26 protein-coding genes and 1 riboswitch are annotated in these 24451 nt (G+C 44.0%); of the genes, 24 read left to right on the top strand and 2 right to left on the bottom strand.

What is annotated here, in order from left to right; all coding sequences use genetic code 11:
* Nucleotides 1-16 precede the first annotated feature (16 nt).
* Together D8797_RS01300 and D8797_RS01295 are read left to right on the top strand one after the other, a co-directional pair.
* Nucleotides 17-310 carry a hypothetical protein gene (locus tag D8797_RS01300; RefSeq protein WP_125378958.1) on the top strand — a complete coding sequence of 98 codons (294 nt, stop codon included), beginning with the start codon at nt 17-19 and terminating at the stop codon, nt 308-310.
* Between the two features lie 103 nt (nt 311-413).
* Nucleotides 414-1325 carry a DMT family transporter gene (locus D8797_RS01295; protein ID WP_125378957.1) on the top strand — a complete coding sequence of 304 codons (912 nt, stop codon included), beginning with the start codon at nt 414-416 and terminating at the stop codon, nt 1323-1325.
* A 66-nt stretch (nt 1326-1391) separates the two neighbouring features.
* On the opposite strand, the gene D8797_RS01290 is transcribed toward D8797_RS01295, so the two are convergent.
* Nucleotides 1392-2759, bottom strand: coding sequence for an aspartate kinase (locus tag D8797_RS01290; protein ID WP_125378956.1), 1368 nt, complete (start codon nt 2757-2759; stop codon nt 1392-1394).
* 245 nt (nt 2760-3004) lie between these two features.
* On the opposite strand from D8797_RS01290, the gene fabM reads away from it, so the two are divergent.
* The 22 genes from fabM to D8797_RS01180 all read left to right on the top strand — a co-directional run bounded on the left by fabM (nt 3005) and on the right by D8797_RS01180 (nt 23817).
* A complete protein-coding gene (gene fabM / locus D8797_RS01285; protein WP_048763491.1) occupies nt 3005-3796 on the top strand; it encodes a trans-2-decenoyl-ACP isomerase in 792 nt (263 codons plus the stop codon).
* Between the two features lie 117 nt (nt 3797-3913).
* Nucleotides 3914-4348: a fatty acid biosynthesis transcriptional regulator FabT gene (gene fabT, locus D8797_RS01280; RefSeq protein WP_045500607.1), complete on the top strand. Its 435-nt coding sequence runs from the start codon at nt 3914-3916 to the stop codon at nt 4346-4348.
* Complete coding sequence (locus D8797_RS01275) at nt 4348-5322, top strand: beta-ketoacyl-ACP synthase III (protein ID WP_125378955.1); 975 nt, start codon at nt 4348-4350, stop codon at nt 5320-5322. The genes fabT and D8797_RS01275 overlap by 1 nt, the downstream gene beginning before the upstream one ends.
* 54 nt (nt 5323-5376) lie before the next feature.
* Nucleotides 5377-5601, top strand: coding sequence for an acyl carrier protein (locus D8797_RS01270; protein WP_005591706.1), 225 nt, complete (start codon nt 5377-5379; stop codon nt 5599-5601).
* A 129-nt stretch (nt 5602-5730) separates the two neighbouring features.
* The gene (fabK, locus tag D8797_RS01265; RefSeq protein ID WP_005591707.1) at nt 5731-6705 is read left to right on the top strand and encodes an enoyl-[acyl-carrier-protein] reductase FabK; all 975 of its coding nucleotides are present in this window, start codon (nt 5731-5733) and stop codon (nt 6703-6705) included.
* Entirely contained in the window at nt 6698-7618 is a 921-nt protein-coding gene (gene fabD / locus D8797_RS01260; protein WP_125378954.1) for an ACP S-malonyltransferase, read from the top strand. Before fabK ends, fabD begins: the two co-directional genes overlap by 8 nt.
* Nucleotides 7619-7630: 12 nt before the next feature.
* On the top strand, nt 7631-8365 hold the full coding sequence (fabG, locus tag D8797_RS01255; RefSeq protein ID WP_125378953.1) for a 3-oxoacyl-[acyl-carrier-protein] reductase: 735 nt from the start codon (nt 7631-7633) through the stop codon (nt 8363-8365).
* Nucleotides 8366-8417: 52 nt separating this feature from the next.
* The gene (fabF, locus tag D8797_RS01250; protein WP_045500616.1) at nt 8418-9650 is read left to right on the top strand and encodes a beta-ketoacyl-ACP synthase II; all 1233 of its coding nucleotides are present in this window, start codon (nt 8418-8420) and stop codon (nt 9648-9650) included.
* A complete protein-coding gene (accB, locus tag D8797_RS01245; RefSeq protein WP_125378952.1) occupies nt 9651-10148 on the top strand; it encodes an acetyl-CoA carboxylase biotin carboxyl carrier protein in 498 nt (165 codons plus the stop codon). It begins immediately after the preceding gene.
* On the top strand, nt 10145-10567 hold the full coding sequence (gene fabZ, locus D8797_RS01240; RefSeq protein ID WP_008809611.1) for a 3-hydroxyacyl-ACP dehydratase FabZ: 423 nt from the start codon (nt 10145-10147) through the stop codon (nt 10565-10567). Before accB ends, fabZ begins: the two co-directional genes overlap by 4 nt.
* Nucleotides 10568-10585: 18 nt before the next feature.
* Nucleotides 10586-11953, top strand: coding sequence for an acetyl-CoA carboxylase biotin carboxylase subunit (locus tag D8797_RS01235; RefSeq protein ID WP_125378951.1), 1368 nt, complete (start codon nt 10586-10588; stop codon nt 11951-11953).
* A gap of 65 nt (nt 11954-12018) precedes the next feature.
* On the top strand, nt 12019-12882 hold the full coding sequence (gene accD / locus D8797_RS01230) for an acetyl-CoA carboxylase, carboxyltransferase subunit beta (RefSeq protein WP_125378950.1): 864 nt from the start codon (nt 12019-12021) through the stop codon (nt 12880-12882).
* Nucleotides 12879-13649, top strand: coding sequence for an acetyl-CoA carboxylase carboxyl transferase subunit alpha (locus tag D8797_RS01225; RefSeq protein WP_125378949.1), 771 nt, complete (start codon nt 12879-12881; stop codon nt 13647-13649). Before accD ends, D8797_RS01225 begins: the two co-directional genes overlap by 4 nt.
* A gap of 182 nt (nt 13650-13831) precedes the next feature.
* A complete protein-coding gene (locus tag D8797_RS01220; RefSeq protein WP_185780820.1) occupies nt 13832-14380 on the top strand; it encodes a carboxymuconolactone decarboxylase family protein in 549 nt (182 codons plus the stop codon).
* Nucleotides 14381-14809: 429 nt separating this feature from the next.
* Nucleotides 14810-14899: riboswitch (glycine riboswitch) on the top strand.
* Between the two features lie 90 nt (nt 14900-14989).
* Nucleotides 14990-16321: an alanine/glycine:cation symporter family protein gene (locus D8797_RS01215; RefSeq protein WP_125378947.1), complete on the top strand. Its 1332-nt coding sequence runs from the start codon at nt 14990-14992 to the stop codon at nt 16319-16321.
* 148 nt (nt 16322-16469) lie between these two features.
* Nucleotides 16470-16943 (top strand): transcriptional regulator NrdR, encoded by a 474-nt coding sequence (gene nrdR, locus D8797_RS01210; RefSeq protein WP_005591110.1) that lies wholly within the window; start codon nt 16470-16472, stop codon nt 16941-16943.
* A gap of 6 nt (nt 16944-16949) precedes the next feature.
* The gene (locus D8797_RS01205) at nt 16950-18104 is read left to right on the top strand and encodes a replication initiation and membrane attachment family protein (protein WP_125378946.1); all 1155 of its coding nucleotides are present in this window, start codon (nt 16950-16952) and stop codon (nt 18102-18104) included.
* Nucleotides 18105-19004, top strand: coding sequence for a primosomal protein DnaI (gene dnaI, locus D8797_RS01200; protein ID WP_125378945.1), 900 nt, complete (start codon nt 18105-18107; stop codon nt 19002-19004). It abuts the gene before it with no gap.
* Nucleotides 19001-19717 carry an NADPH-dependent oxidoreductase gene (locus tag D8797_RS01195; RefSeq protein ID WP_125378944.1) on the top strand — a complete coding sequence of 239 codons (717 nt, stop codon included), beginning with the start codon at nt 19001-19003 and terminating at the stop codon, nt 19715-19717. The genes dnaI and D8797_RS01195 overlap by 4 nt, the downstream gene beginning before the upstream one ends.
* Before the next feature lie 42 nt (nt 19718-19759).
* Complete coding sequence (gene der, locus D8797_RS01190; RefSeq protein WP_048765864.1) at nt 19760-21070, top strand: ribosome biogenesis GTPase Der; 1311 nt, start codon at nt 19760-19762, stop codon at nt 21068-21070.
* Between the two features lie 291 nt (nt 21071-21361).
* On the top strand, nt 21362-22540 hold the full coding sequence (locus D8797_RS01185; RefSeq protein ID WP_125379198.1) for a hydroxymethylglutaryl-CoA synthase: 1179 nt from the start codon (nt 21362-21364) through the stop codon (nt 22538-22540).
* Entirely contained in the window at nt 22537-23817 is a 1281-nt protein-coding gene (locus D8797_RS01180; RefSeq protein ID WP_125378943.1) for a hydroxymethylglutaryl-CoA reductase, degradative, read from the top strand. Before D8797_RS01185 ends, D8797_RS01180 begins: the two co-directional genes overlap by 4 nt.
* Before the next feature lie 171 nt (nt 23818-23988).
* Here the strand turns inward: D8797_RS01180 and D8797_RS01170 are convergent, their stop codons facing one another.
* On the bottom strand, nt 23989-24447 hold the full coding sequence (locus D8797_RS01170) for a threonine/serine exporter family protein (protein WP_045498515.1): 459 nt from the start codon (nt 24445-24447) through the stop codon (nt 23989-23991).
* Between the last annotated feature and the right edge of the window lie 4 nt (nt 24448-24451).

The following is a 24451-nucleotide window of genomic DNA, read 5'->3' as shown; positions in this document are numbered from 1 at the left end:
AATAAAGGGGTTTCTGATGCCAAAATTTACCATTACGCGTGCTACCGGTATGGTTGGAGTTGCCCAAAATGTTGCGGTATATCTAAATGGTCAACTTGTGGATAAACTTGCGAATGATGAAAGTAAAACGTTGACTTTTGAGGGAAACAGTGTTGAACTACAGGTTGGACAAAGCTTTATGAAATCGCATAAGATTCAAGTGAAAGATGGCCAGAAGGTACTTGTTACAGCTTCTGGAATGCGGGCTATGCTAGGAATTATTGGCTTTATATTAGGTTTGCCTTATTTACTTCTTGAGATAGAGGATTAGCCATTTTTGGGCTCTGTTAAATCATAAAAAATCAGTCAAAACAGACTGATTTTTCTTTATGGTTTATGTTATAATGATCAAAGCTAACAGAAAGAGGTTTGGGATGTCAAAAGTTTTAAGGGGAACCCTTTATACCTTGGTTGCGGGGATTGCTTGGGGGTTGTCGGGAACAAGTGGTCAATATCTGATGGAGCATGGTTTTTCGGCACTGAGCTTGACCAATGTGCGCTTGTTGCTAGCGGGTTTGGTCTTGATGATGTTGGCTTATGCGACAAATAAAGATTCTTTTAAAGAGATTTGGAAGGACAAGAGCTCTCTTCTACACATTTTAATTTTTGCAGTTCTAGGCTTATTTATCAATCAATATGCTTATTTAGCGGCCATTCATGAGACGAATGCAGGAACAGCAACGGTCTTACAATATCTCTGTCCAGTGGGAGTTTTGGCATACACTTGTATCAAAGACAGAGTAACACCGACTGTGGCTCAGGTTTGCTCTATGATTTTGGCTATCGGAGGAACCTTTCTAATTGCGACCCACGGTCAGGTCAATCAGCTCTCGATGACGCCAAAGGGCCCATTTTTAGGTGTTTTTTCGGCCTTTACATACGCGCTATATATTCTGTTGCCGATTGAGCTCATTAAAAGGTGGGGAAGCATGCTGGTTATCGGCATTGGGATGACCATTGCAGGTATCTTGCTCCTTCCTTTCAGCGGTATTTTCCAGCATCAGTGGCAAGTCCATTTGGATATCCTTCTAGCCTTGGTCGGCATTATTGTCATCGGAACAATCTTTGCTTACACCGTCTTTTTGAAGGGAACAAGCTTGGTCGGTCCTGTCAAATCTAGCCTCTTAGCCTCGATTGAGCCTATTTCAGCGGTCTTCTTTGCTTTTGTCATTATGAATGAACGCTTTTATCTGCTTGATTTTGTAGGTATGGGCATGATTTTGCTAGCTGTCCTGTTGATATCTGTCAAAGACCTAATCTTGGAAAAGAAAAAAGGTTTCTTATAAGCAAGAAAGAATAAGGAAAGGCCTAGCTCTGAATAGAGCTAGGTCTTTGTTGTTTATTTATTCGGTTTATTCATTGCTTTCTGAGCTGCCAAAGAATGCTTTATATAAAGCACGGATGGCCTCTTTTTCTTGGGTTTTATTGACAACAAACATGATAGAAACTTCACTGGAACCTTGTGACATCATTTGGATATTGATTTTGTTGTCAGAAAGAGCTCTAGTCGCAGTAGCAGTTACCCCGATATGACTTTTCATTTTTTCGCCGACAATCATGATGATAGAAAGATCATGCTCAATCTCAGCGTAGTCTACTTCTGCCTTTTGTACAAGTTGGCGCAGAATTTCTTCTTCTTTGATTGGAGTTAATTCACGTTCACGAAGAATGATGGAAAGATCATCGATTCCTGTTGGCATATGCTCCCAACCGATATTTAAATCTTCCAAAATCTGAAGCGCCTTTCGGCCAAATCCAACTTCTCGGTTCATGAGATACTTGGACATATTAATACTTACGAAGCCAGAATCACCAGCGATTCCTACAACAGGAGGATGATCTTCGCTATGTTTATGGACGATACGCGTACCGGGGTGCTCTGGATTGTTGGTATTTTTGATAACGAGTGGAATTTTTCCGCGATAGGCTGGAAGCAGAGCTTCATCGTGAAGGACAGTAAAACCTGCATAGGCTAATTCCCGCATTTCACGGTAAGTAAGCTCGGCGATGGAACGTGGCTTATGAATAATCCCAGGGTGAGCAGCAAAGATGCCGTCTACATCAGTGAAGTTTTCATAGACATCAGCTTTGACACCAGCTGCAATAATTGATCCTGTAATATCTGAGCCACCACGAGAAAAAGTACAGATTTGTCCATCTTGAGTGACACCGAAGAAGCCAGGGATGACAAGGACTTCATCGGAATGAATTAGTTCTTCCAATTTATCATAGCTTGAAGGAAGGATCCGAGCATTTCCTGGTTCGCTTGAAACCACTAGTCCAGCTTCTCTAGGATGGACGTAGCGAGCCGGAATACCATTGTGGTTAAAGTAGGCTGCAATGAGCTTAGCATTGTTGTTTTCACCAGCTGCTAGGAAAGTATCGTAAAGAAATTCATTATTTTCAATTGGCAGAGTAGCTAGGGAGATGATGCTCTTAGAGATTTTTTCAATAATTGCAGATTTTAGACCTAGCTCAGAGACCATATCGGAGTAACGCTTAATAATCCAATTTTGCTCCTTGGAGACATCATTTCCGGCAATGTACTGGCGATAATACTTAATCAGGGCATCGGTGACTTTTGTATCTTGGTCATCTCTTTTTCCTGGTGCGGAAACGACGACGAAACGACGCTCAGCATCAGACTTTACAATATGTAAGACTTTTTCTAATTGTGAAGCAGAAGCAAGTGAACTTCCGCCAAATTTTACAACTTTCATAGAAACTCCTAAACATGATTTAGGAAAAATTATAACAAAATTCTGAAAATTTTGCAAATCTATCAGAAACACCGCTTTATATAAATTTATTGCAAAAATAAGCAAAAAACGAATATAAAATTAAATTTCCCAGTTTTTGTTTTCTTTCTTACATCTTTTATGCTAGAATAAATGTAATTTGACTATCAAATTATTTAATTATGAAATAAAATGACTGTAATTACCCAGTCTGGAATGGAGTTAGAATGACTTTTAATGGTATTCTTTATAAGGTAGTTGATGAAGTGGCGACTATTACCTTCAATCGTCCTGAAGTTTCAAATGGTTTCAATATCCCTATGTGTGAGGAGATTTTAGAAGCGATTGAGCTGGCCGCAAATGATGAGGCAGTGAAGTTTCTAGTGATCAATGCCAATGGGAAGGTATTTTCTGTCGGTGGGGACTTAGCTGAGATGCAAAGAGCTGTCAGTGCTGACGATATTCAATCCTTGGTAAAAATTGCAGAGCTGGTCAATGACATTTCCTTTGCTATGAAACGACTACCAAAGCCAGTTATTATGAGTGTGGATGGCCCTGTTGCTGGTGCAGCTGCCAATATGGTCGTGGCTGCAGATTTCTGCATTGCGACAGAAAAATCTCGCTTCATTCAAGCTTTTGTGGGAGTGGGCTTAGCGCCAGATGCCGGTGGGCTTTATCTTTTGACTCGGGCAATTGGTGTGACTCGAGCGACTCACTTGGTCATGACGGGAGAGGCCTTGACTGCTGAGAAGGCTCTGGATTATGGTTTGCTCTATAAGGTCTGTGAAGCAGAGAAGCTAGAAAAAACAACGGAACAGTTGCTGAAGAAGCTAAAACGCGGTTCGCTGAATTCTTACAGAGCTATGAAAGAAATGGTCTGGAAGAGCCTGTTCAGCGGTTGGAAAGAATATGCGGAGTTGGAGTTATCTTTACAGAAGTCTCTTGCTTTCACTGAGGACTTCAAAGAAGGTGTCCAAGCTTATACTGAGAAGCGTCGTCCACAATTTACAGGTAAGTAAGGATTTGTAGGATAAGAAAATTGTTTGAAAATCAAATAAATTTTCAAAAGGACTTGCAAATTATTTTGAGATCTGATAAAATTTGAATGTCAAAGTATTTATGAAGGAGGTGTTGGTTTGAATTATCAATTAGTCAATGATTATTTAACATCCATTTTTAATAATGTTTTGGTTATTGAAGAGTCCAGCCTCCGAGGCAGTCAATTTAAAGATGTCTCTATTAAAGAAATGCACACTATTGATGTTATTGGTACCATGCCTAATGCGACTCCAAGCGATATTTCAAAGGAATTGTTAGTCACTTTGGGGACTGTCACAACCAGCTTGAATAACTTGGAGCGTAAAGGGTATATCGAGCGTCGCCGTTCATCCATTGACCGTCGTGTAGTTCATCTGAGTTTGACTAAGAAGGGGAGGCTCTTGTATCGCCTTCATAAACGTTTCCACAATCGCATGGTCATGCAAGTAGTGGAAGGAATGTCCTCAGAAGAAAAAAATGCAATGCAAAAAGGTTTGCAGAACTTGTATAATTTTTTAGAGGAGTTGAAATAATGAACTATGCAAGAATTACTCAAGTAGCTCATTATGCTCCAGAGCAGATTGTCACAAATGATGATCTAGCCAAAATTATGGATACAAGTGATGAATGGATCTCAAGTCGAACAGGTATCAAACAGCGACATTTATCTCGGACTGAGTCAACCAGTGATTTAGCTACAAAGGTTGCTGAGCAATTGCTAGAAAGGGCCCAACTATCTGCTGATCAGCTTGATTTTATCATTGTTGCGACGATCACTCCGGATTCTATGATGCCGTCAACTGCAGCTAGGGTGCAGGCCAATATTGGAGCTGCCAAGGCTTTTGCTTTTGACTTGACGGCAGCTTGCAGTGGCTTCATCTTTGCCTTATCAACTGGAGAAAAGTTCATTTCCTCTGGTCGCTATCAAAGAGGTTTGGTCATCGGTAGCGAAACGCTTTCGAAAGTCGTTGATTGGTCGGATCGTGCGACGTCAGTCTTGTTTGGTGATGGGGCTGGAGGAGTCTTGCTTGAAGCGGCAGAAAAGCAGCATTTTTGGGCTGAAAGTCAGTTTACTGATGGCTTGAGAGGTCAGAGTCTGACTTGTGGTGGACTTGGTTTGTCCTCTCCGTTTTCGGAAAAGCAAGTTGATGATCGCTATTTGAAAATGGAAGGCCGAGCAATCTTTGATTTCGCTATTCGTGATGTGGCACAGTCTATCAAAAATACCATTGAAGAGAGTCCATTTTCAGTGGAGGAGCTTGATTATCTGCTCTTGCATCAGGCCAATATCCGAATTTTAGATAAAATGGCTAAGAAACTCGGAGTTTCTCGGGAAAAACTACCTGCCAATATGATGGAATATGGCAATACTAGTGCAGCTAGCATCCCGATTTTATTATCTGAGTGTGTCCAACAGGACTTGATTAAGCTGAACGGAGATCAGACTATTTTATTGTCAGGTTTCGGTGGAGGTTTGACATGGGGCACGCTTATTGTTACAATTTAGTTAATCATGTGGAAACACATAGATAAAAAATATATTTTTAAAAGGAGTCTATCCATGGCAGTATTTGAAAAAGTACAAGAAATTATCGTTGAGGAACTTGGTAAAGAGCCATCAGAAGTTACACTTGAGTCAACTTTCGATGATCTTGAAGCAGATTCATTGGATTTGTTCCAAGTAATTTCAGAAATCGAAGATGCATTTGATATCCAAATCGAAACTGAAGAAGGCTTGAAAACAGTTGGTGACTTGGTTGCCTACGTAGAAGAAAAAACAAAATAATAAAGATTTGAGAGTATCGCAAGATATTCTCTCTTGTTTAGGTAATAGTTTGAATTTCAAAGTAAAAAGACTGCTATCTAGCGGTTTGGGCTCAAGCTATTACTTAAGCAATGATTAGAGGAAGGTATTATGCAAACACGAATTACAGAATTATTAGATATTAAATATCCTATTTTCCAAGGTGGTATGGCTTGGGTCGCAGATGGTGACTTGGCTGGTGCGGTTTCAAAGGCTGGTGGTCTCGGGATCATCGGTGGCGGAAATGCTCCTAAGGAAGTGGTGAAAGCCAATATTGACAAGATTAAGTCTTTGACGGATCGTCCTTTCGGCGTCAATATCATGCTTTTGTCGCCTTTTGTAGATGACATCGTGGATTTGGTGATTGAAGAGGGTGTAAAAGTGGTAACGACTGGTGCGGGCAATCCAAGCAAGTACATGGCTCGTTTCCATGAAGCAGGTATTACGGTGATTCCTGTTGTACCAAGTGTGGCTTTGGCTAAACGGATGGAAAAAATCGGAGCAGATGCCGTCATTGCTGAAGGAATGGAAGCTGGTGGTCACATCGGTAAGTTAACAACGATGACCTTGGTTCGTCAGGTTGTAGAAGCAGTTAACATTCCAGTTATTGCGGCTGGTGGTATTGCGGATGGCTCTGGTGCTGCAGCTGGCTTCATGTTGGGGGCAGAGGCAGTTCAGGTCGGTACACGCTTCGTTGTGGCTAAAGAATCCAATGCCCATCAAAATTATAAAGATATGATCTTGAAAGCTCGTGATATCGATACGACAATTTCTGCTCAGCACTTCGGTCATGCGGTTCGTGCGCTCAAGAATAAGCTGACTCGCGATTTTGAAAAGGCTGAAAAAGAAGCATTCAAGCAAGAAAATCCAGACTTGACTGTTTTTGAAAATCTGGGTGCTGGTGCTCTGGCCAATGCAGTTGTCCGTGGCGATGTGGAAAATGGTTCCGTCATGTCTGGTCAGATTGCCGGCTTGGTCAGCAAGGAAGAAACAGTCGAAGAAATCCTCAAGGATATCTATTATGGCGCTGCTGAGAAGATTCAGCAAGAAGCAAAACGTTGGGCAGGAGTAACTAGAAATGACTAAGACAGCCTTTCTATTTGCTGGTCAGGGAGCCCAATATCTGGGAATGGCTCGTGACCTCTATGAGCAGTATGATGTGGTTAAGGCGACTTTTGAGGAAGCTAGTCAGGTCCTGGGCTATGATGTTCGGGCATTGATTGACCAAGATGAAGAAAAACTCAACCAAACTCGCTATACTCAACCAGCAATTTTGACAACTTCTCTTGCTATTTATCGCCTGTTGGTAGAAAAAGGAATCCGTCCTGATATGGTGGCTGGCCTCTCTCTAGGTGAATACTCTGCCTTGGTAGCTGCTGGTGCGCTGGACTTCAAAACAGCGGTAGCTCTAGTCGCTAAACGCGGAGCTTTCATGGAGGAAGCAGCTCCTGCTGGCTCTGGAAAGATGGTTGCGGTCCTAAATGCGGACGTGGCTCTTATCGAGGAAGCCTGTCAGACAGCTAGTCAGCTAGGAGTGGTCTCTCCTGCCAATTACAACACTCCAGGTCAAATCGTCATTGGGGGAGATGTGGCAGCGGTGGATAAAGCGGTAGAACTCCTCAAGGAAGCAGGTGTGAAACGCTTGATTCCGCTGAATGTTTCAGGTCCTTTCCATACAGCACTCTTGAAACCAGCCAGTGAGCAATTAGCTCAGGTTTTGGCTGAAACAGAATTTGCTGATTTTCAACTTCCGCTAGTGGGCAATACAGAGGCGGATATCATGGAAGCCGATAGAATTGAGGAATTGTTAACTCGTCAGGTCATGGAACCGGTTCGTTTCTACGATAGTATCGCTAAAATGCAGGAAGCTGGTGTGACTGAGTTTATCGAGATTGGTCCAGGGAAAGTATTGTCTGGCTTTATGAAGAAAATTGATAAATCAGCAGTTGTTTATTCTGTTGAAAGTGTGGAGTCTTTGACAGCCCTGCTGGAAAAATAATGGGGAATACCAATGGAATTAAAGAATAAAAATGTTTTTATTACAGGCTCTAGCCGTGGGATTGGTCTGGCTATTGCCCATAAGTTTGCAAGTGCAGGTGCCAATATTGTCTTGAACGGTCGCGGACAAATTTCAGACGAAGTTTTGGCTGAGTTTGCTGGCTATCCGGTCAAGGTCGTGGCTATTTCAGGCGACGTATCTGATGGCGCTGATGCTAAGCGAATGATTGAAGAGGCGATTGCAGCTTTGGGCTCTGTAGATGTCTTGGTCAATAATGCTGGAATTACCCGCGATAAGATTATGCTCAAGATGACAGAGGAAGACTTTGAGCAAGTGCTGAAGGTCAATCTGACTGGAGCCTTTAATATGACGCAAGCTGTATTGAAACCAATGACCAAGGCTCGTCAGGGAGCAATCATTAACTTATCAAGTGTTGTCGGCTTGACTGGTAATGTCGGCCAGGCCAACTATGCAGCCTCTAAAGCTGGCTTGATTGGATTTTCTAAGTCGGTTGCTCGCGAAGTGGCAGGACGCAATATCCGTGTCAATGTGATTGCCCCAGGCTTTGTCGAATCGGATATGACAGACGGGCTTTCTGAAAAAATCAAAGAAGCTTCTCTGGCTCAAATCCCAATGAAGCGGTTCGGCAATACCGAAGAAGTGGCGGATGTTGCCCTATTCTTAGCGGGTCAGGAATATCTCACTGGTCAGGTCATCGCGATTGATGGCGGGCTTACCATGCAGTAAGTGCAATGCATTTGAATTTGACAGTTCACCAATTATCATAAAGGAGTTCACCATGAAACTAAATCGAGTTGTTGTGACAGGTTATGGCTTAACCTCTCCCATCGGAAATACACCAGAAGAATTTTGGAATAGTTTAAAAGAAGGTAAGATTGGGATTGGTCCCATCACCAAGTTTGATCACAGCGATTTTGCTGTTCATAATGCGGCTGAAGTCCAAGACTTTCCTTTTGATAAATACTTTATCAAGAAAGATACCAATCGTTTTGACAATTATTCTTTGTATGCCTTGTATGCAGCTCAAGAAGCGGTAACAAATGCTAATCTTGATGTAGAAGCAATCGACAAAGATCGCTTTGGTGTCATCGTGGCTTCTGGTATTGGGGGAATTAAAGAAATCGAAGATCAGGTTATCCGTCTTCATGAAAAAGGTCCAAAACGTGTGAAGCCAATGACTCTTCCAAAAGCTTTGCCAAATATGGCTTCAGGAAATGTTGCTATGCGCTTCGGAGCAAACGGGATTTGTAAATCAATCAATACAGCTTGTGCCTCATCAAATGATGCGATTGGAGATGCTTTCCGCTCTATCAAGTTTGGCTTCCAAGATGTCATGTTAGTTGGTGGATCAGAAGCTTCTATCACTCCATTTGCCATTGCTGGTTTCCAAGCTTTGACTGCCCTATCAACTACAGAAGATCCAACTCGTGCTTCTATTCCATTTGATAAAGACCGTAACGGCTTTGTCATGGGAGAAGGTTCTGGTATGTTGGTGCTTGAAAGTCTGGAACACGCTGAAAAACGTGGAGCGACTATCTTGGCTGAAGTAGTTGGCTACGGTAATACCTGTGATGCTTACCACATGACTTCTCCACATCCAGAAGGTCAAGGTGCTATTAAGGCAATTAAATTGGCTTTGGAAGAGGCAGAGATTTCTCCAGAGCAAGTGGCTTATGTCAATGCCCACGGTACTTCAACTCCTGCTAATGAAAAAGGAGAAAGCGGAGCTATCGTAGCTGTTCTTGGTAAAGAAGTACCTGTATCTTCAACCAAGTCATTCACAGGACACTTGCTTGGGGCTGCAGGAGCAGTGGAAGCCATCGCTACAATCGAAGCAATGCGCCATAATTTTGTACCAAAAACAGCTGGAACAAGTGAATTGTCAGACTATATTGAAGCGAATGTCGTTTATGGGCAAGGCTTAGAGCAAGAAATTCCTTATGCGATTTCCAATACATTTGGTTTTGGCGGTCACAATGCTGTTCTGGCATTCAAGCGTTGGGAGGGCTAGATGAATATCAATGAGATTAAAGACTTGATGGCTCAGTTTGACCAATCAAGCCTGCGTGAATTTTCTTATAAAAATCAAAGCGATGAGCTGACTTTCAGTAAGAATGAAGGGCAAGCCGCGGTTGCAACAGCTCCAGCAGTCAGCGCAGCTCCAGTTGTAGCTCCTGTGCAGCCAGCAAGCGCACCTGTATCTGAGACAGTTTCCCAAGCAGCTCCAACTGCAGCACCTGAGGTGGCTCCAGAGGTTCCGGTACCAGCTGCTGAGGGTGATGTCGTGGAAAGTCCTTTGGTTGGCGTGGCTTACTTGGCTGCAGGTCCAGATAAACCAGCTTTTGTCAGTGTAGGAGACCAAGTTAAAAAAGGTCAAACCTTGATGATTATTGAAGCCATGAAGGTCATGAATGAAGTGCCAGCACCGAAAGATGGTCTGATTACAGAAATTCTGGTTCAGAATGAAGAAATGGTTGAGTTTGGGAAAGGGCTGGTACGCATCAAATGATTGATATCAATGCAATAAAAGAGGCGCTTCCGCACCGCTATCCTATGTTGTTGGTGGACCGTGTATTGGAAGTCAGCGAAGATGAGATTGTCGCTTTGAAAAATGTGACGATCAACGAGCCATTCTTTAACGGTCATTTTCCCCAGTATCCAGTTATGCCGGGTGTCTTAATCATGGAAGCACTGGCTCAAACGGCTGGTGTGCTGGAATTGTCTAAAGAAGAAAACAAGGGCAAGCTGGTCTTCTATGCTGGCATGGACAAGGTCAAGTTCAAGAAGCAAGTTGTACCAGGTGACCAGCTGATTATGACGGCCAAGTTTGTCAAGCGTCGTGGCACTATTGCAGTGGTGGAGGCCAAGGCCGAAGTTGACGGTAAACTTGCAGCCAGCGGAACCTTGACCTTTGCAATTGGTCAATAAGAAAGAGGAGATTTCACCATGTTTCGTAAAATTTTAATTGCTAACCGTGGGGAAATTGCGGTCAGAATTATTCGTGCAGCTCGCGAGCTAGGAATTGATACGGTAGCTGTTTATTCAACGGCTGACAAGGAAGCGCTCCACACCCTACTGGCTGATGAGGCAGTCTGCATCGGGCCAGCCAAGTCTACGGATTCTTATCTAAATATGAACGCGGTCCTGTCTGCTGCTGTTCTGACAGGTGCAGAAGCCATTCATCCTGGTTTTGGTTTTTTGAGTGAAAACTCTAAATTTGCGACCATGTGCGAAGAAGTCGGCATTAAGTTTATTGGACCTTCAGGTGCTGTTATGGACTTGATGGGGGATAAGATCAATGCTCGGGCTCAGATGATTAAGGCCAAAGTGCCAGTTATCCCGGGTTCTGATGGGGAAGTCCATACCTCTGAAGAAGCCTTGGAAGTAGCTGAAAAGATTGGCTATCCAGTCATGCTCAAAGCTTCTGCTGGCGGCGGCGGAAAGGGTATTCGTAAGGTTGAAAAGCCTGAGGATTTAGTAGCGGCCTTTGAGTCTGCTTCTAGTGAAGCCAAAGCGGCTTTTGGGAATGGTGCCATGTATATGGAGCGAGTCATCTATCCAGCGCGCCATATTGAAGTTCAGATTTTAGCAGATCAGCAGGGGCATGTAGTCCACTTGGGCGAGCGGGATTGCTCTTTGCAGCGGAATAATCAGAAGGTGCTGGAAGAAAGTCCGTCTGTGGCGATTGGGAAAACCCTGCGCCAGCAGATTGGGGAAGCGGCTGTTCGGGCTGCTGAGTCTGTCGGCTATGAAAATGCCGGAACGATTGAATTTCTGCTGGATGAAGCCAAGGGTGAATTCTACTTTATGGAGATGAATACTCGGGTGCAGGTAGAGCATCCAGTGACTGAGTTTGTTACCGGTGTGGATATTGTTAAAGAGCAGATTAAGATTGCAGATGGTCAAGAGCTGTCCTTCAGTCAGGATGATGTTGAAATCCGAGGGCATGCAATTGAATGTCGGATCAACGCTGAAAATCCAGCCTTTAACTTTGCACCGAGCCCAGGCAAGATTTCCAATCTTTATCTGCCAAGTGGCGGAGTGGGATTACGCGTCGATTCAGCAGTCTATCCTGGCTACACCATTCCTCCTTACTATGACAGTATGATTGCCAAAATCATCGTTCACGGGGAAAATCGCTTTGATGCCCTGATGAAGATGCAACGGGCTCTCTATGAGCTAGAAATCGACGGTGTCGTGACCAATAGCAGTTTCCAACTGGATCTGATTTCAGATCCTAATGTGATTGCTGGTGATTATGATACAGCCTTTCTCATGGAGAAGTTCCTTCCGGCTTATCAAGAGAAAAAATAGATGACAAGGAGTGATTTTGTTTGAAAGAAGCAGAATCACTCTAAAATTTAATGAAGGAGTAAGCAATGCCTTTGTTTTCAAAAAAGGATAAATATATTCGAATCAATCCTAATCGTTCCTCTCGTGCCTTGCCTCAGCCAAAACCAGAAGTTCCAGATGAGCTTTTTTCCAAATGTCCAGGTTGTAAGCATACCATTTATCAAAAGGATTTGGGGGCAGAGCGTGTCTGTCCAAGCTGTGGCTACACTTTTCGGATTTCAGCTTTTGAGCGCCTGAGTTTGACGGTGAATGAAGGAAGCTTTGAGGAATTGTTCACCGGTATTGAGACGACAGATCCCTTACATTTTCCAAATTATCAAGAAAAACTGGCAAAGATGCGGGAAAAGACTGGTCTAGATGAGGCCGTTTTGACAGGAACCGCTATGATAAAAGACCAAAAATTAGCTCTTGGGATCATGGATTCCAACTTTATCATGGCTTCCATGGGAACGGTTGTCGGAGAGAAGATTACCCGCCTATTTGAGTATGCGACAGAGCATCAGTTGCCAGTCGTCCTCTTTACGGCTTCTGGTGGTGCTCGTATGCAGGAAGGTATCATGAGCCTGATGCAGATGGCTAAAACCTCAGCTGCTGTGCAACGTCATTCAAAGGCTGGTCTTTTTTACCTGACCGTTTTGACAGATCCGACGACAGGCGGTGTCACAGCCTCTTTTGCTATGGAAGGGGATATTATCTTGGCAGAAGCGCAGGCTTTGGTAGGCTTTGCCGGTCGTCGGGTTATTGAGTCTACTGTACGGGAAAAATTGCCAGATGACTTCCAAAAGGCAGAGTTTTTGCTGGAACATGGCTTTGTTGATGCGATCGTCAAGCGTGGTGAATTGCGGGATCGGATTGCTACTCTCTTGAGATTTCATGGAGGTGACCAATGACAAAAATCAGTCAGATTATCAAAGCAGCGCGTGATCAGTCCCGTTTGACGGCTTTGGATTTTGCCCAAGGAATTTTTGATGATTTTGTGGAATTGCACGGAGATCGTGGTTTTCGTGATGATGGTGCTGTCATTGGCGGTATCGGAACATTAAATGGTCAGCCGGTCACAGTGGTCGGTATTCAAAAAGGTCGCAATTTGCAGGATAATTTGCGGCGGAACTTTGGTCAACCTCATCCTGAAGGCTATCGCAAGGCCCTACGTCTCATGAAGCAAGCTGAGAAATTTGGCCGTCCAGTCGTGACCTTTATCAATACGGCTGGTGCCTATCCTGGTGTCGGTGCTGAGGAACGCGGACAGGGTGAAGCCATTGCCCGTAATCTCATGGAAATGAGCGATCTGCAGGTGCCCATTATTGCCATTATCATCGGCGAGGGTGGCTCTGGCGGGGCACTGGCCTTAGCAGTTGCTGACAAGGTCTGGATGCTGGAAAACTCCATGTATGCCATTCTCAGTCCAGAAGGTTTTGCTTCGATTTTATGGAAAGATGGCAGCCGAGCAATGGAGGCGGCGGAGATGATGAAAATCACCTCGCACGAGCTTTTGCAGATGGGTGTCGTTGATAAGGTCATCTCCGAACGCGGCTTTAATAAAAATGAGCTCTTGGCTGCAGTCAAGCAAGAGATCAGTACTGAACTAGCGGAACTTTCCAAACTTTCTATCGAGCAACTTTTGGAAGATCGCTATCAACGTTTTAGAAAATATTAGTCAGAAGCCTTAGGGCTTCTTTTTCTTGTTTGAGAGAGGTAAGGAGACAGTTAAAGCAGTAATATATTTTGGTTTGACATATAGCAATATATTCTCTTTATAGAGGTCATATAAAATATATATTATACAAGCTGTCAGACCTATGTTAAGATAGTTGCTAATCAAAAGAAATGAGGTTTCATATGTCAGAATTTACTATCCATACAATTGAGTCCGCACCAGCTGAGGTGAAAGAGGTTTTAGAAACTGTTCAAAAAGATAACGGTGGCTACATTCCCAATCTTATCGGTCTTTTGGCTAATGCGCCAACGGCTTTGGAAACTTATCGGACGGTTGGAGCTATCAATCGCCGTAACAGCCTGACACCGACTGAGCGCGAAGTAGTGCAGATTACGGCTGCAGTTACTAATGGTTGTGCTTTCTGTGTGGCGGGTCATACAGCTTTTTCAATCAAGCAGATTCAAATGAATGATGATCTTTTGGAGGCCCTGCGCAATCGAACTCCGATTGACACCGATCCGAAGCTAGATACGCTTGCTAAATTTACCATTGCTGTCATCAATACCAAGGGTCGGGTCGGAGACGAGGCGTTGGCAGACTTCCTAGAAGCGGGCTATACGCATGAGAATGCTCTGGATGTAGTTCTGGGTGTCAGCCTTGCGACCCTCTGCAATTATGCCAATAATATGGCCAACACACCAATTAATCCGGAATTACAGCCTTATGCTTAGTCTTGAAGGAGGTGAGAAGGGCTTTGTAGAACGACCCATTCTTTTTCATTTACTACAAGTCAAGCAAGAAATCAGTGCTGAACTAGCAGAACTTTCTAAGTTTTCTCTTGCCTAACAATTGGAAGAATGTCATCAATACTTTAAGGAATGAAAAATTGTAAAATATAGTGCAACAAAAACTTACAGAACTTCAAACAGTGTAAACCATAAATAACTACATCAACAGGTAATAAAGGAGATTCTACGAGCTACTATTATCTTACCTTCGAATAAATTATATGTCTAACCTTTTGGGGTCAATATAATATTCAAAATTTTTCATAAAACATTGACAAAAACCGAATATTATTTTAAAATAATAGAAAATTTAGAATAAACACCGAATGAAGTTTTTCAGAAATAAGTGCTTGAGCCTTATGACTGTGAAATGGACGGAACTCTGGAGAGACCATGATTGGCACCGAAGGGGCAAGGCAGGCAACTGCTCAAACTCTCAGGTAAAAGGACAGAGCAAGGGAAGGACAAGAAACGGTCGTTCTCAGGCATCCAGAGTACATGTTTACACATGTACTTTTCTTTTTCTCGGTGTGGAAAAGGAGCAGAAGATTTATGTTGAAATTGCTGAATCAAATTGATTCTCTGGTCTGGGGACCTCCCCTCTTGATTTTATTAGTTGGAACAGGGCTTTATCTGACACTTCGTCTGAGGTTGCTACAGATTTCGCGCCTTTTTCGCGCCTTTCGCTTAATTTTTGTTTCCGGCGAGGATCATCATGGAGACGTGTCAAGCTTTGCTGCTCTTTGTACAGCTTTGGCGGCCACGGTTGGAACGGGGAATATTATCGGTGTAGCGACTGCCATAAAAGTTGGTGGACCGGGTGCCTTATTTTGGATGTGGCTAGCTGCTTTCTTTGGAATGGCAACCAAGTATGCCGAAGGTTTATTAGCGATTAAGTATCGTTCTAAGGATGCTCACGGAGCCGTTGCTGGTGGTCCCATGCATTATATCCTATTAGGAATGGGCGAAAAATGGCGTCCGCTGGCTATCTTCTTTGCTGTAGCGGGTGTCCTGGTGGCTCTTTTAGGGATTGGAACCTTTACGCAGGTGAATTCCATTACAGAAGCTATGCAGAATACCATTCAGTTGCCTCCAGCTGTGACTGCCTCTATCTTGGCTATTTTGGTGGCTCTAGTTATTTTTAGCGGTATTCAGTCGATTGCTCGAGTGTCGACCAAGGTTGTGCCTTTTATGGCGGCTATTTATATCTTGGGGACTGTGACTGTCTTAGCAGTCAATCTAGATCGTCTGCTGCCAACTCTTCAGCTAGTCTTTAGTTCTGCCTTTAGTCAGACGGCTGCTGTTGGTGGCTTTGCTGGTGCAACCATCCAGATGGCGATTCAAAATGGGGTCGCACGTGGGGTATTCTCCAATGAATCTGGTTTAGGATCAGCACCCATTGCAGCGGCTGCAGCTAAGACCAAGGAGCCTGTCGAACAAGGATTGATTTCTATGACGGGAACCTTTATCGATACTCTGATTATTTGTAGTCTGACAGGTCTAACAATTTTAATCACAGGAGTTTGGGATAGCAATCTCAATGGTGTGTCCTTGACTCAGGCAGCCTTTGCGACCGTCTTTGCTAATTTTGGTCCAATCCTTCTATCCGTTTTTCTAGTTCTGTTTGCTTTTACTACTATTTTAGGCTGGAACTACTACGGTGAGCGCTGCTTTGAGTTCCTTTTTGGTGTTAAATATATTTGCTTGTACCGAATCATCTTTGTCGCTATGGTGCTCTTAGGTGGCTTTATCGAGTTAGAAGCAGTTTGGGTCATTGCCGATATTGTCAATGCCTTGATGGCCTTGCCAAATCTGATTGCTCTCTTGGTCTTATCTCCTGTTATTATTGCTGAAACCAAAAAGTATTTTGACAAGAAGGGCTGAGTTTCCATTTGCTGGATTTTTGAAAGAAGATTTTCTTGCTAAAGCTGCTTTGCCAGCTTTAGTTTTTTTATGGCTGGGAAATCTCTCGTCTTTTGTTATTGGTCAAAACATGGTATAATGAAGTATTAAGATTCTAGGAGGAAATGACATGCGTTGTCCCAAATGTGGCGGAAGCAAATCAAGTGTGGTTGACAGCCGGCAGGCAGAAGATGGAAATACAATCCGTCGTCGCCGTGAATGCGAGGAATGCCAGCATCGTTTTACAACTTATGAGCGCGTGGAAGAAAGAACCCTAGTCGTTGTCAAAAAAGATGGAACGCGTGAGCAGTTTTCTCGGGATAAGATATTTAACGGAATCATCCGCTCCGCTCAAAAGCGTCCGGTCTCAAGTGACGAGATCGAAGAATTGGTCAATCGGATTGAGCAAAAACTTCGTAGTCAGAGCGAAAATGAAATTGCCAGCGAATATATTGGCTCTCTGGTCATGGATGAGCTGGCCGAGCTGGATGAAATTACCTATGTCCGTTTTGCCAGTGTTTATCGGAGTTTCAAAGATGTTGGCGAGCTGGAAAGCCTTTTGAAGCAGATTACCAAGGGTTCTAAGAAGAAAAAGGAAAAATAATGGCTTATGAAACCAAATGATCATTTTTCTTTCTTATCTAATAACCAGGTCAGTCAAGATATGAGCGGGCTGACCCGTTATTATCTACCCATTGTGGGCAAGGATGCAGTGGCGCTTTATCTTTATCTGGTTTCTTTTTGGGATAATGGAGCTCAGCAGCGACTTTTCAGCCATATTTTAAATCATCTTGATTTTGGTATGGAAGTGTTGGAGAGAAGCTTAGAGCGCCTATCAGCTATTGGCTTGCTAGAGCTTTTCCAGACGGAGACGGGATTTTTCATCCGACTCTATCCAACCTTGTCCGCTGAGGACTTCTTTGCTCATCATGTGTACACTAGTCTTTTGGAGAAAAAGATTGGTCAGGCGGCGGTAGATAAGCTACGACCGGAAAATCCAGCTGGGCAAAAGATCAGTCCTTCTTTTAGCCAGATCTATGGCATGGAAGAGGTCAGTCCGACGAGAACCAGTCGACAGAATGATTTTGATTTGACACATTTTAAACAGAGAATGGCCCAGGATGGCTTGCGTTTTGCAGATGAAAAAGCGGACCTCTTGGACTTGTTTGCGATTGCGGAGCAGAAGAAATGGACGTGGTACGAGACTTATGTCTTAGCGCGTGAAACGGCTGTGTCACATGTGATTTCGACGAAACGGATGCAGCAAAAGATTCAGCAGAAACCAGTTTCGAGAGATTTTTCTCAGCAAGAGCAGTCTATTATCCGTGAGGCTAAAAGCAAGCAGCCCTTGCTCTTTTTGGCAGAAATCAAGAAAACCCGTCAAGCGGCCATAACGCGTAGTGAACGGAAGCTGATTCAGGATTTGGCAGAGATGGGGCTTTTGGATGAAGTTATCAATATCATCCTGCTACTAACTTTTAATAAGGTGGATTCAGCCAACCTCAATGAGAAGTATGCCCTCAAGGTGGCTAATGACTTTTCTTATCAAAAGGTGACCTCGGCTGAAGAGGCGGTCCTGAAAATCCGTGAGCGCAATCAGCAGACAAATAGTCGTCCTGCGCAAGTCAGCCCAGCTGCTGCTAAAAGCAATGTGCCGAACTGGAGTCAGCTAGATTACAAGAATGAAACCAGCTTAGAAAAACAAGCGGAACTAGAAGAACAAAAAAGAAGGCTTTTAGCAAGACTGGAAGAAGGAGACGATTAAATGGAAAAAATAGGACAGGCAATGCCTCATATGAATAAGGTGAAGCAGTTTGATTATCAAAAATTAGTCCAGCAGATTTTAGCAGATCCAGATATCGCTGCCTTTATCAGTCGAGAACAACTGTCTCCAACCGAAATTCAGCGGAGCATTTCTAAGTTTAATCAATACATTACCGAACGAGATCGCTTCCTGCTTGAAGATCAGAACTATATTGCTAAGGGTTATAAGCCAATTTTGGTGAAAAATGAAGGTTATGCGGATGTTGCCTATGAAGAGACACCTGAGTTGATTGAGCAGGAGAGACAGGAGGCCATTAGAAGCCGTCTCAACCTTATCAATCTGCCAGTCAGTCTAAAAGAGGCTAGTTTTGCCAAAGTGGATTTAGACGATATTGGTCGTTACAAAGCTTTTGAGCTCTTGACCAGTTTTGTTGCGGATTTTCCGCATTATCAAAAGGCTGTTTATCTCTACGGAGATTTCGGCGTGGGTAAGAGCTACATGATGGCTGCACTGGCGCATGATTTGTCAGAAAAACGTAGTGTCTCAACGACTCTGCTCCACTATCCGAGCTTTGTTTTGGATGTGAAGAATGCTATCAGTTCCGGCTTGGTCAAGGACAAGATTGACCAGGTCAAGACAGCTCAAGTGCTGATTTTGGACGATATCGGTGCAGAGCAGTCTAGCCCCTGGATGCGCGATGAGATTTTGCAGGTCATTCTCCAGCACCGTATGCAGGAGAATCTGCCAACCTTCTTCACTTCTAACTTTAGTTTTGCGGATTTGGAGCGTCACTTTGCCAATTCTAAGAATGGCGATGAGACCTGGCAAGCCAAGCGGGTCATGGAGCGGATTAAGTTTCTGGCCAAGGAAGTGCATCTAGAAGGAGAGAACCGCCGATGAATGAAACAATTACCTTGATGAAGGCTCATACGTCTGTTCGGCGCTTTACGGAAGAGCAGATTTCAGATGAAGAACTACGCGCCATTATCGATGCTGGACGTGCTGCTTCCAGCTGGAAAAACTTTCAGTCCTACTCTATCATTGTGGTGCGAAGCAAAGAGAAAAAAGAAGCCCTCTTTGATTTGGTTCCCCAAGAAGCCATTCGGCAGGCTTCGGCCTTCCTGCTTTTTGTTGGCGACCTCAATCGTGCTCAAAAGGGCGTTCAATTGCACACGGATGGTTTTTACCCTAAAGGAACCGAAAATATTCTCATTAGCTCGGTAGATGCTGCTTTGGCAGGGCAAAATACCCTCTTAGCAGCTGAAAGTCTGGGTTATGGCGGCGTTATTATTGGTTTAGTTCGCTATGAAGCTTCAAAAATTGCCCAGCTCTTTAATCTGCCAGACTATACTTATCCAGTTTTTGCTATGGCTTTAGGAAAACCCAATCAAAACCATGCTGTCAAGCCACGCCTACCGTATGAAGCGGTGGTCTTTGAGGAAGAATACTGTGAGCAACTCAGCTCTGTCATTGAGGCTTATGACCGTGTGCAGGCTGAGTATGCTGGTGATCGGGCACAGGATACTTGGAGCCAGCGTTTGGCAGCCCAATTCGGTCAAGAGCCGAATCAAGCAATTGACCAATTGTTCAAAGAAAAGAAATTAGAAAAATAAGGCGGAGCTCAGCTCTGTCTCAAAGAATGAAAGAGGAAAAACATGGCTTTACCAACTATTGCCATTGTCGGCCGTCCCAATGTCGGCAAGTCAACGCTATTTAATCGGATTGCGGGTGAGCGGATTTCCATTGTGGAAGACGTGGAAGGGGTTACTCGTGACCGCATCTATGCGACGGCAGATTGGCTGAATCGTAAGTTTAGTATCATTGATACAGGCGGAATTGACGATGTTGATGCGCCTTTTATGGAGCAAATCAAGCACCAAGCTGAAATCGCTATGGACGAGGCTGATGTTATCGTTTTTGTCGTGTCTGGCAAGGAAGGTATCACTGATGCGGACGAGTATGTGGCTCGGATGCTTTATAAGACTCACAAGCCGATTATTTTAGCGGTTAATAAAGTGGATAATCCTGAAATGCGCAATGAAATCTATGATTTCTATGCTCTGGGCTTGGGCGATCCATTTCCAGTATCTTCTGTCCATGGGATTGGTACAGGGGATGTTCTAGACGCTATCGTTGAAAATCTTCCACATGAGGAAGTGGTTGAAAATCCTGATATGATTAAGTTTAGCTTGATTGGCCGGCCTAATGTCGGCAAGTCTAGCTTGATCAATGCCATCTTAGGTGAGGATCGGGTCATTGCCAGTCCAGTGGCTGGTACCACGCGCGATGCTATTGATACGGTCTTTACGGACAGTGAAGGTCAGGAATTTACCATGATCGATACGGCTGGTATGCGCAAGTCGGGCAAGGTATATGAAAATACGGAGAAATACTCTGTTATGCGGGCTATGCGGGCGATTGATCGCTCAGATGTCGTTCTGATGGTGCTGAATGCTGAAGAAGGAATTCGTGAGTACGACAAGCGAATCGCTGGCTTTGCCCATGAAGCAGGAAAAGGGATGATCATCGTCGTCAATAAGTGGGATACGCTGGAAAAAGACAACCATACCATGAAAGACTGGGAAGAAGATATCCGCGACCAGTTCCAGTACTTGTCTTATGCGCCGATTATCTTCGTCTCTGCCCTAACCAAGCAGCGTCTCCATAAGCTGCCGGACATGATTAAGCAAATCAGTCAGAGTCAGAATACCCGAATTCCATCAGCGGTACTCAATGATGTCATCATGGATGCTATCGCGATTAATCCGACGCCGACTGACAAGGGCAAGCGTCTCAAGATTTTTTATGCGACTCAGGTAGCGACCAAACCGCCAACCTTTGTCATCTTTGTCAACGAAGAAGAGCTTATGCACTTCTCTTACCTGCGTTTCTTAGAAAATCAAATCCGCAAGGCCTTTGTCTTTGAAGGAACACCGATTCACTTGATTGCAAGGAAGCGGAAGTAGGACTTGCTTCGGACTGTTTATAAAGAAAAAAACAAGAGCGATTTCAGGGAATTCATGGGCGGATGCTTATCCTTAAAACCCTAAACTTGCCAGCTCAAAATTGGGAATAGACTGATGAGGGAAACTGAATTTGAAAAATTGAGTTTCTCTCATTTTTTGATGATGAGCTTTCTCCGTCTCAAGTCGGATTTGAGCTTAAAAAATGGTTTTTAAAAGAGTTTTAGCCTTAATTATGGTAAAATAATGTCTGAATACTATTAGCTATCAAATGAATTGAATGAGGTCTTTATGATGAAAATCGGAATCGATCAAATCGGTTTTGCGACTAGCAATTATGTTTTGAAATTAGATCATCTGGCTGAGGAGCGGGGCATTGATCCCGACAAGCTCAGCAAGGGATTATTGATGAAGGAGATCAGCATTGCTCCTTTAACTGAGGATATTGTCACTTTGGGCGCAGCAGCGGCTGAGCAAATCTTGACTGTCGAGGACAAGAAGGTCATCGATATGGTCATTGTCGCAACAGAGTCTAGCATCGACCAAAGCAAGGCGGCTTCGGTCTTTATTCATGGTCTTTTGGGCATCCAGCCCTTTGCTCGTAGCTTTGAAATTAAAGAGGCCTGCTATGGAGCAACTGCTGCTTTAGACTATGCCAAGCTGCATATCAGACAATATCCAGAAAGCAAGGTCTTGGTTATCGCTAGCGACATTGCCAAATATGGGAAAGAGACGCCAGGCGAGCCGACTCAAGGTGCAGGCGCTGTCGCTATGTTGATCAGTAAAAATCCACGCATCCTTGAATTCAATGAAGATAATGTGGCTCAGACTCGTGATATTATGGATTTCTGGCGGCCAAATTACTCTACGACTCCTTACGTCAATGGTGTTTATTCAACCCAGCAGTACCTGGATTGCCTCAAGACGACTTGGAACGAATACCAAAAACGTCATGGTTTAGCTTTGGGAGACTTTGCAGCGGTTTGTTTTCATCTTCCCTATCCCAAATTGGCGCTTAAGGGGCTGAATAAAATTATGGATAAAAGCTTGTCTCAGGAGGAGCAAAAAGGCCTGCAAGAAAACTTTGACAAGTCTATTCTCTATAGCCAAAAGGTCGGGAATATCTACACAGGCTCCCTCTTTTTGGGGCTCTTGTCCCTCTTAGAAAACTCTGAAAATCTTAAGGCTGGTGACAAGATTGCTCTCTTTAGTTATGGGAGTGGCGCTGTGGCCGAGATTTTTAGTGCCAATCTGGTAGAAGGTTATGAGAAACAGCTGACGACTAATCGTTTGGAGAAATTAAATCAACGTCAAGAACTGACAGTTGCTGCTTATGAAGAGCTTTTCTTTGCAGAAGCTCAGCTGGATGAAAACGGCTCAGCTGTTTTTTCTGACTACGATGACCAAGTTTACGCCTTGGTTCAAATCGATCAACACCAGCGCAAGTATATCAAAGTTGAGAAATCATCATGAAAATAAATTGGACCGGATTTTCTAAAAAAACGCCTGCAGAGCGACTAGAGTTTCTGAAAGCCCATGAGCTACTCCAGGCTGAGAATTGGCAAAACCTTGCTAATCAAAGCCATTTACCGCTGGAGACTGCCAATCAAATGAGTGAAAATGTGCTTTCTGTTTTGGCTTTGCCTTATTCGATTGCACCAGACTTTCTTATAGATGGGCAGGTTTATCAGGTACCTTTTGCAACAGAGGAGCCCTCTGTCGTTGCTGCTGCTAGTTTTGCAGCAAAAATCATTCAGCGCAACGGCGGTTTCAAGACCAAGATTCATAATCGGCAGATGGTTGGGCAGGTCGCACTCTATGATGTGCCCGATGTAGCTAAAGCCTTAGAGCAAATCCAAAATGAGAAGTCAGCTTTATTAGAATTGGCAAATCAAGCCCATCCTTCCATCGTCAAGCGAGGAGGTGGGGCGCGTGATTTGAGAACGGATTTCCTGGAGGGAGAGACGGACTTTCTAGTTGTCTACCTTGTCGTGGACACTCAGGAAGCCATGGGTGCCAATATCCTTAATACAATGCTAGAAGCCCTAAAAGAACGGTTAGAGGAGTTAACAGGTGGACAGAGCTTGATGGCCATCCTGTCTAACTATGCGACTGAAGCGCTTGTAACAGCCTCTTGTGAGATTGATTTCCACTCACTCAGTCGAGACAAGGCAGAAGCTGAACGAACTGCTCAAAGAATCGCTTTAGCCAGTCAATTCGCAAAGCAGGATCCTTATCGGGCCAGCACGCATAATAAAGGGATTTTCAACGGGATTGATGCAGTTCTTTTGGCGACAGGTAATGACTGGCGCGCTATTGAAGCAGGGGCCCATGCCTATGCTGCTCGTGATGGCCGTTATCAAGGATTGAGTAACTGGGAGACTAATCTAGAGGAAAGAAAACTCTATGGCCAGTTGACTTTACCCATGCCGGTTGCGGCTAAGGGAGGTTCCATTGGACTTAATCCAATGGTCGTCGCCAGTTTTGATTTATTGGGGCAACCGACAGCCAAAGAATTAGCTTCGATTATCGCTTCTGTCGGCTTAGCGCAAAATTTTGCGGCTTTAAGAGCGCTGGTGACCACGGGAATTCAGGCTGGCCACATGAAGCTCCAAGCCAAATCTCTAGCTTTATTGGCAGGTGCTCAGGAAGATGAGATTGCAGCTGTTGTTGCAGAACTTCTCAAAGAGAAGCAATTTAATCAGGCAAAAGCTAAGGAAATTCTAACCAAAATGCGTAAAGAAAAATGAGGCTGGGACAAAAGTCCTAGCCTCTCAATTGTCTTTGGATTGTCGAGCAAGCCGCAGTGGTTGAGTGGGCTCTACTAGGCTGATTTCATCAGTTTTTACAGCCCTACTCAACTGTGCGGAGGTGGGACGACGAAATCGAATTCTAACGAATTACCGATTTCTGTCCCACTCTCATTTTTTATAGTGAAGAGGATGTTTCTTCAGGTAGCTATAAATCTTTAAGACAACCGTCCCGCTAGCCATGCCGATAGAGATGACCAAGGCTAGGATGACGACCAAGGTAGCATTGACCATAGCATGACTGTAATCACCTGTCACAAAGAAAGCAGTTGTCCGGTAAGAAATATATCCGGGTACTAGAGGCGCTAGAATAGCCAAAATAAAGACGACAGCTGGCGTTCTGTAGATGATGCTGAGGATTTGGCTGGCACAGGAACCAATGATAGCAGCTACAAAGGTTGCAATGATGACATTGGTCGGTCCCTTGAGCAAGAGATAGAGTAGCCAAGTAGCCATTCCTAAAACTCCGCCAGGAATCAGCATACTACGCTGGACATTTAGAACGATTAGAAAAGTGATGATAGCCAGTAGGCTGGCCAGAGCTTGTAGTAAGAAGGTCAAGATTGTCATAGGC

The sequence above is a fragment of the Streptococcus cristatus genome (genome assembly GCF_003944225.1).
Lineage (GTDB): Bacteria > Bacillota > Bacilli > Lactobacillales > Streptococcaceae > Streptococcus > Streptococcus cristatus_K.
This window is presented reverse-complemented; position numbering and strand designations above follow the sequence as displayed.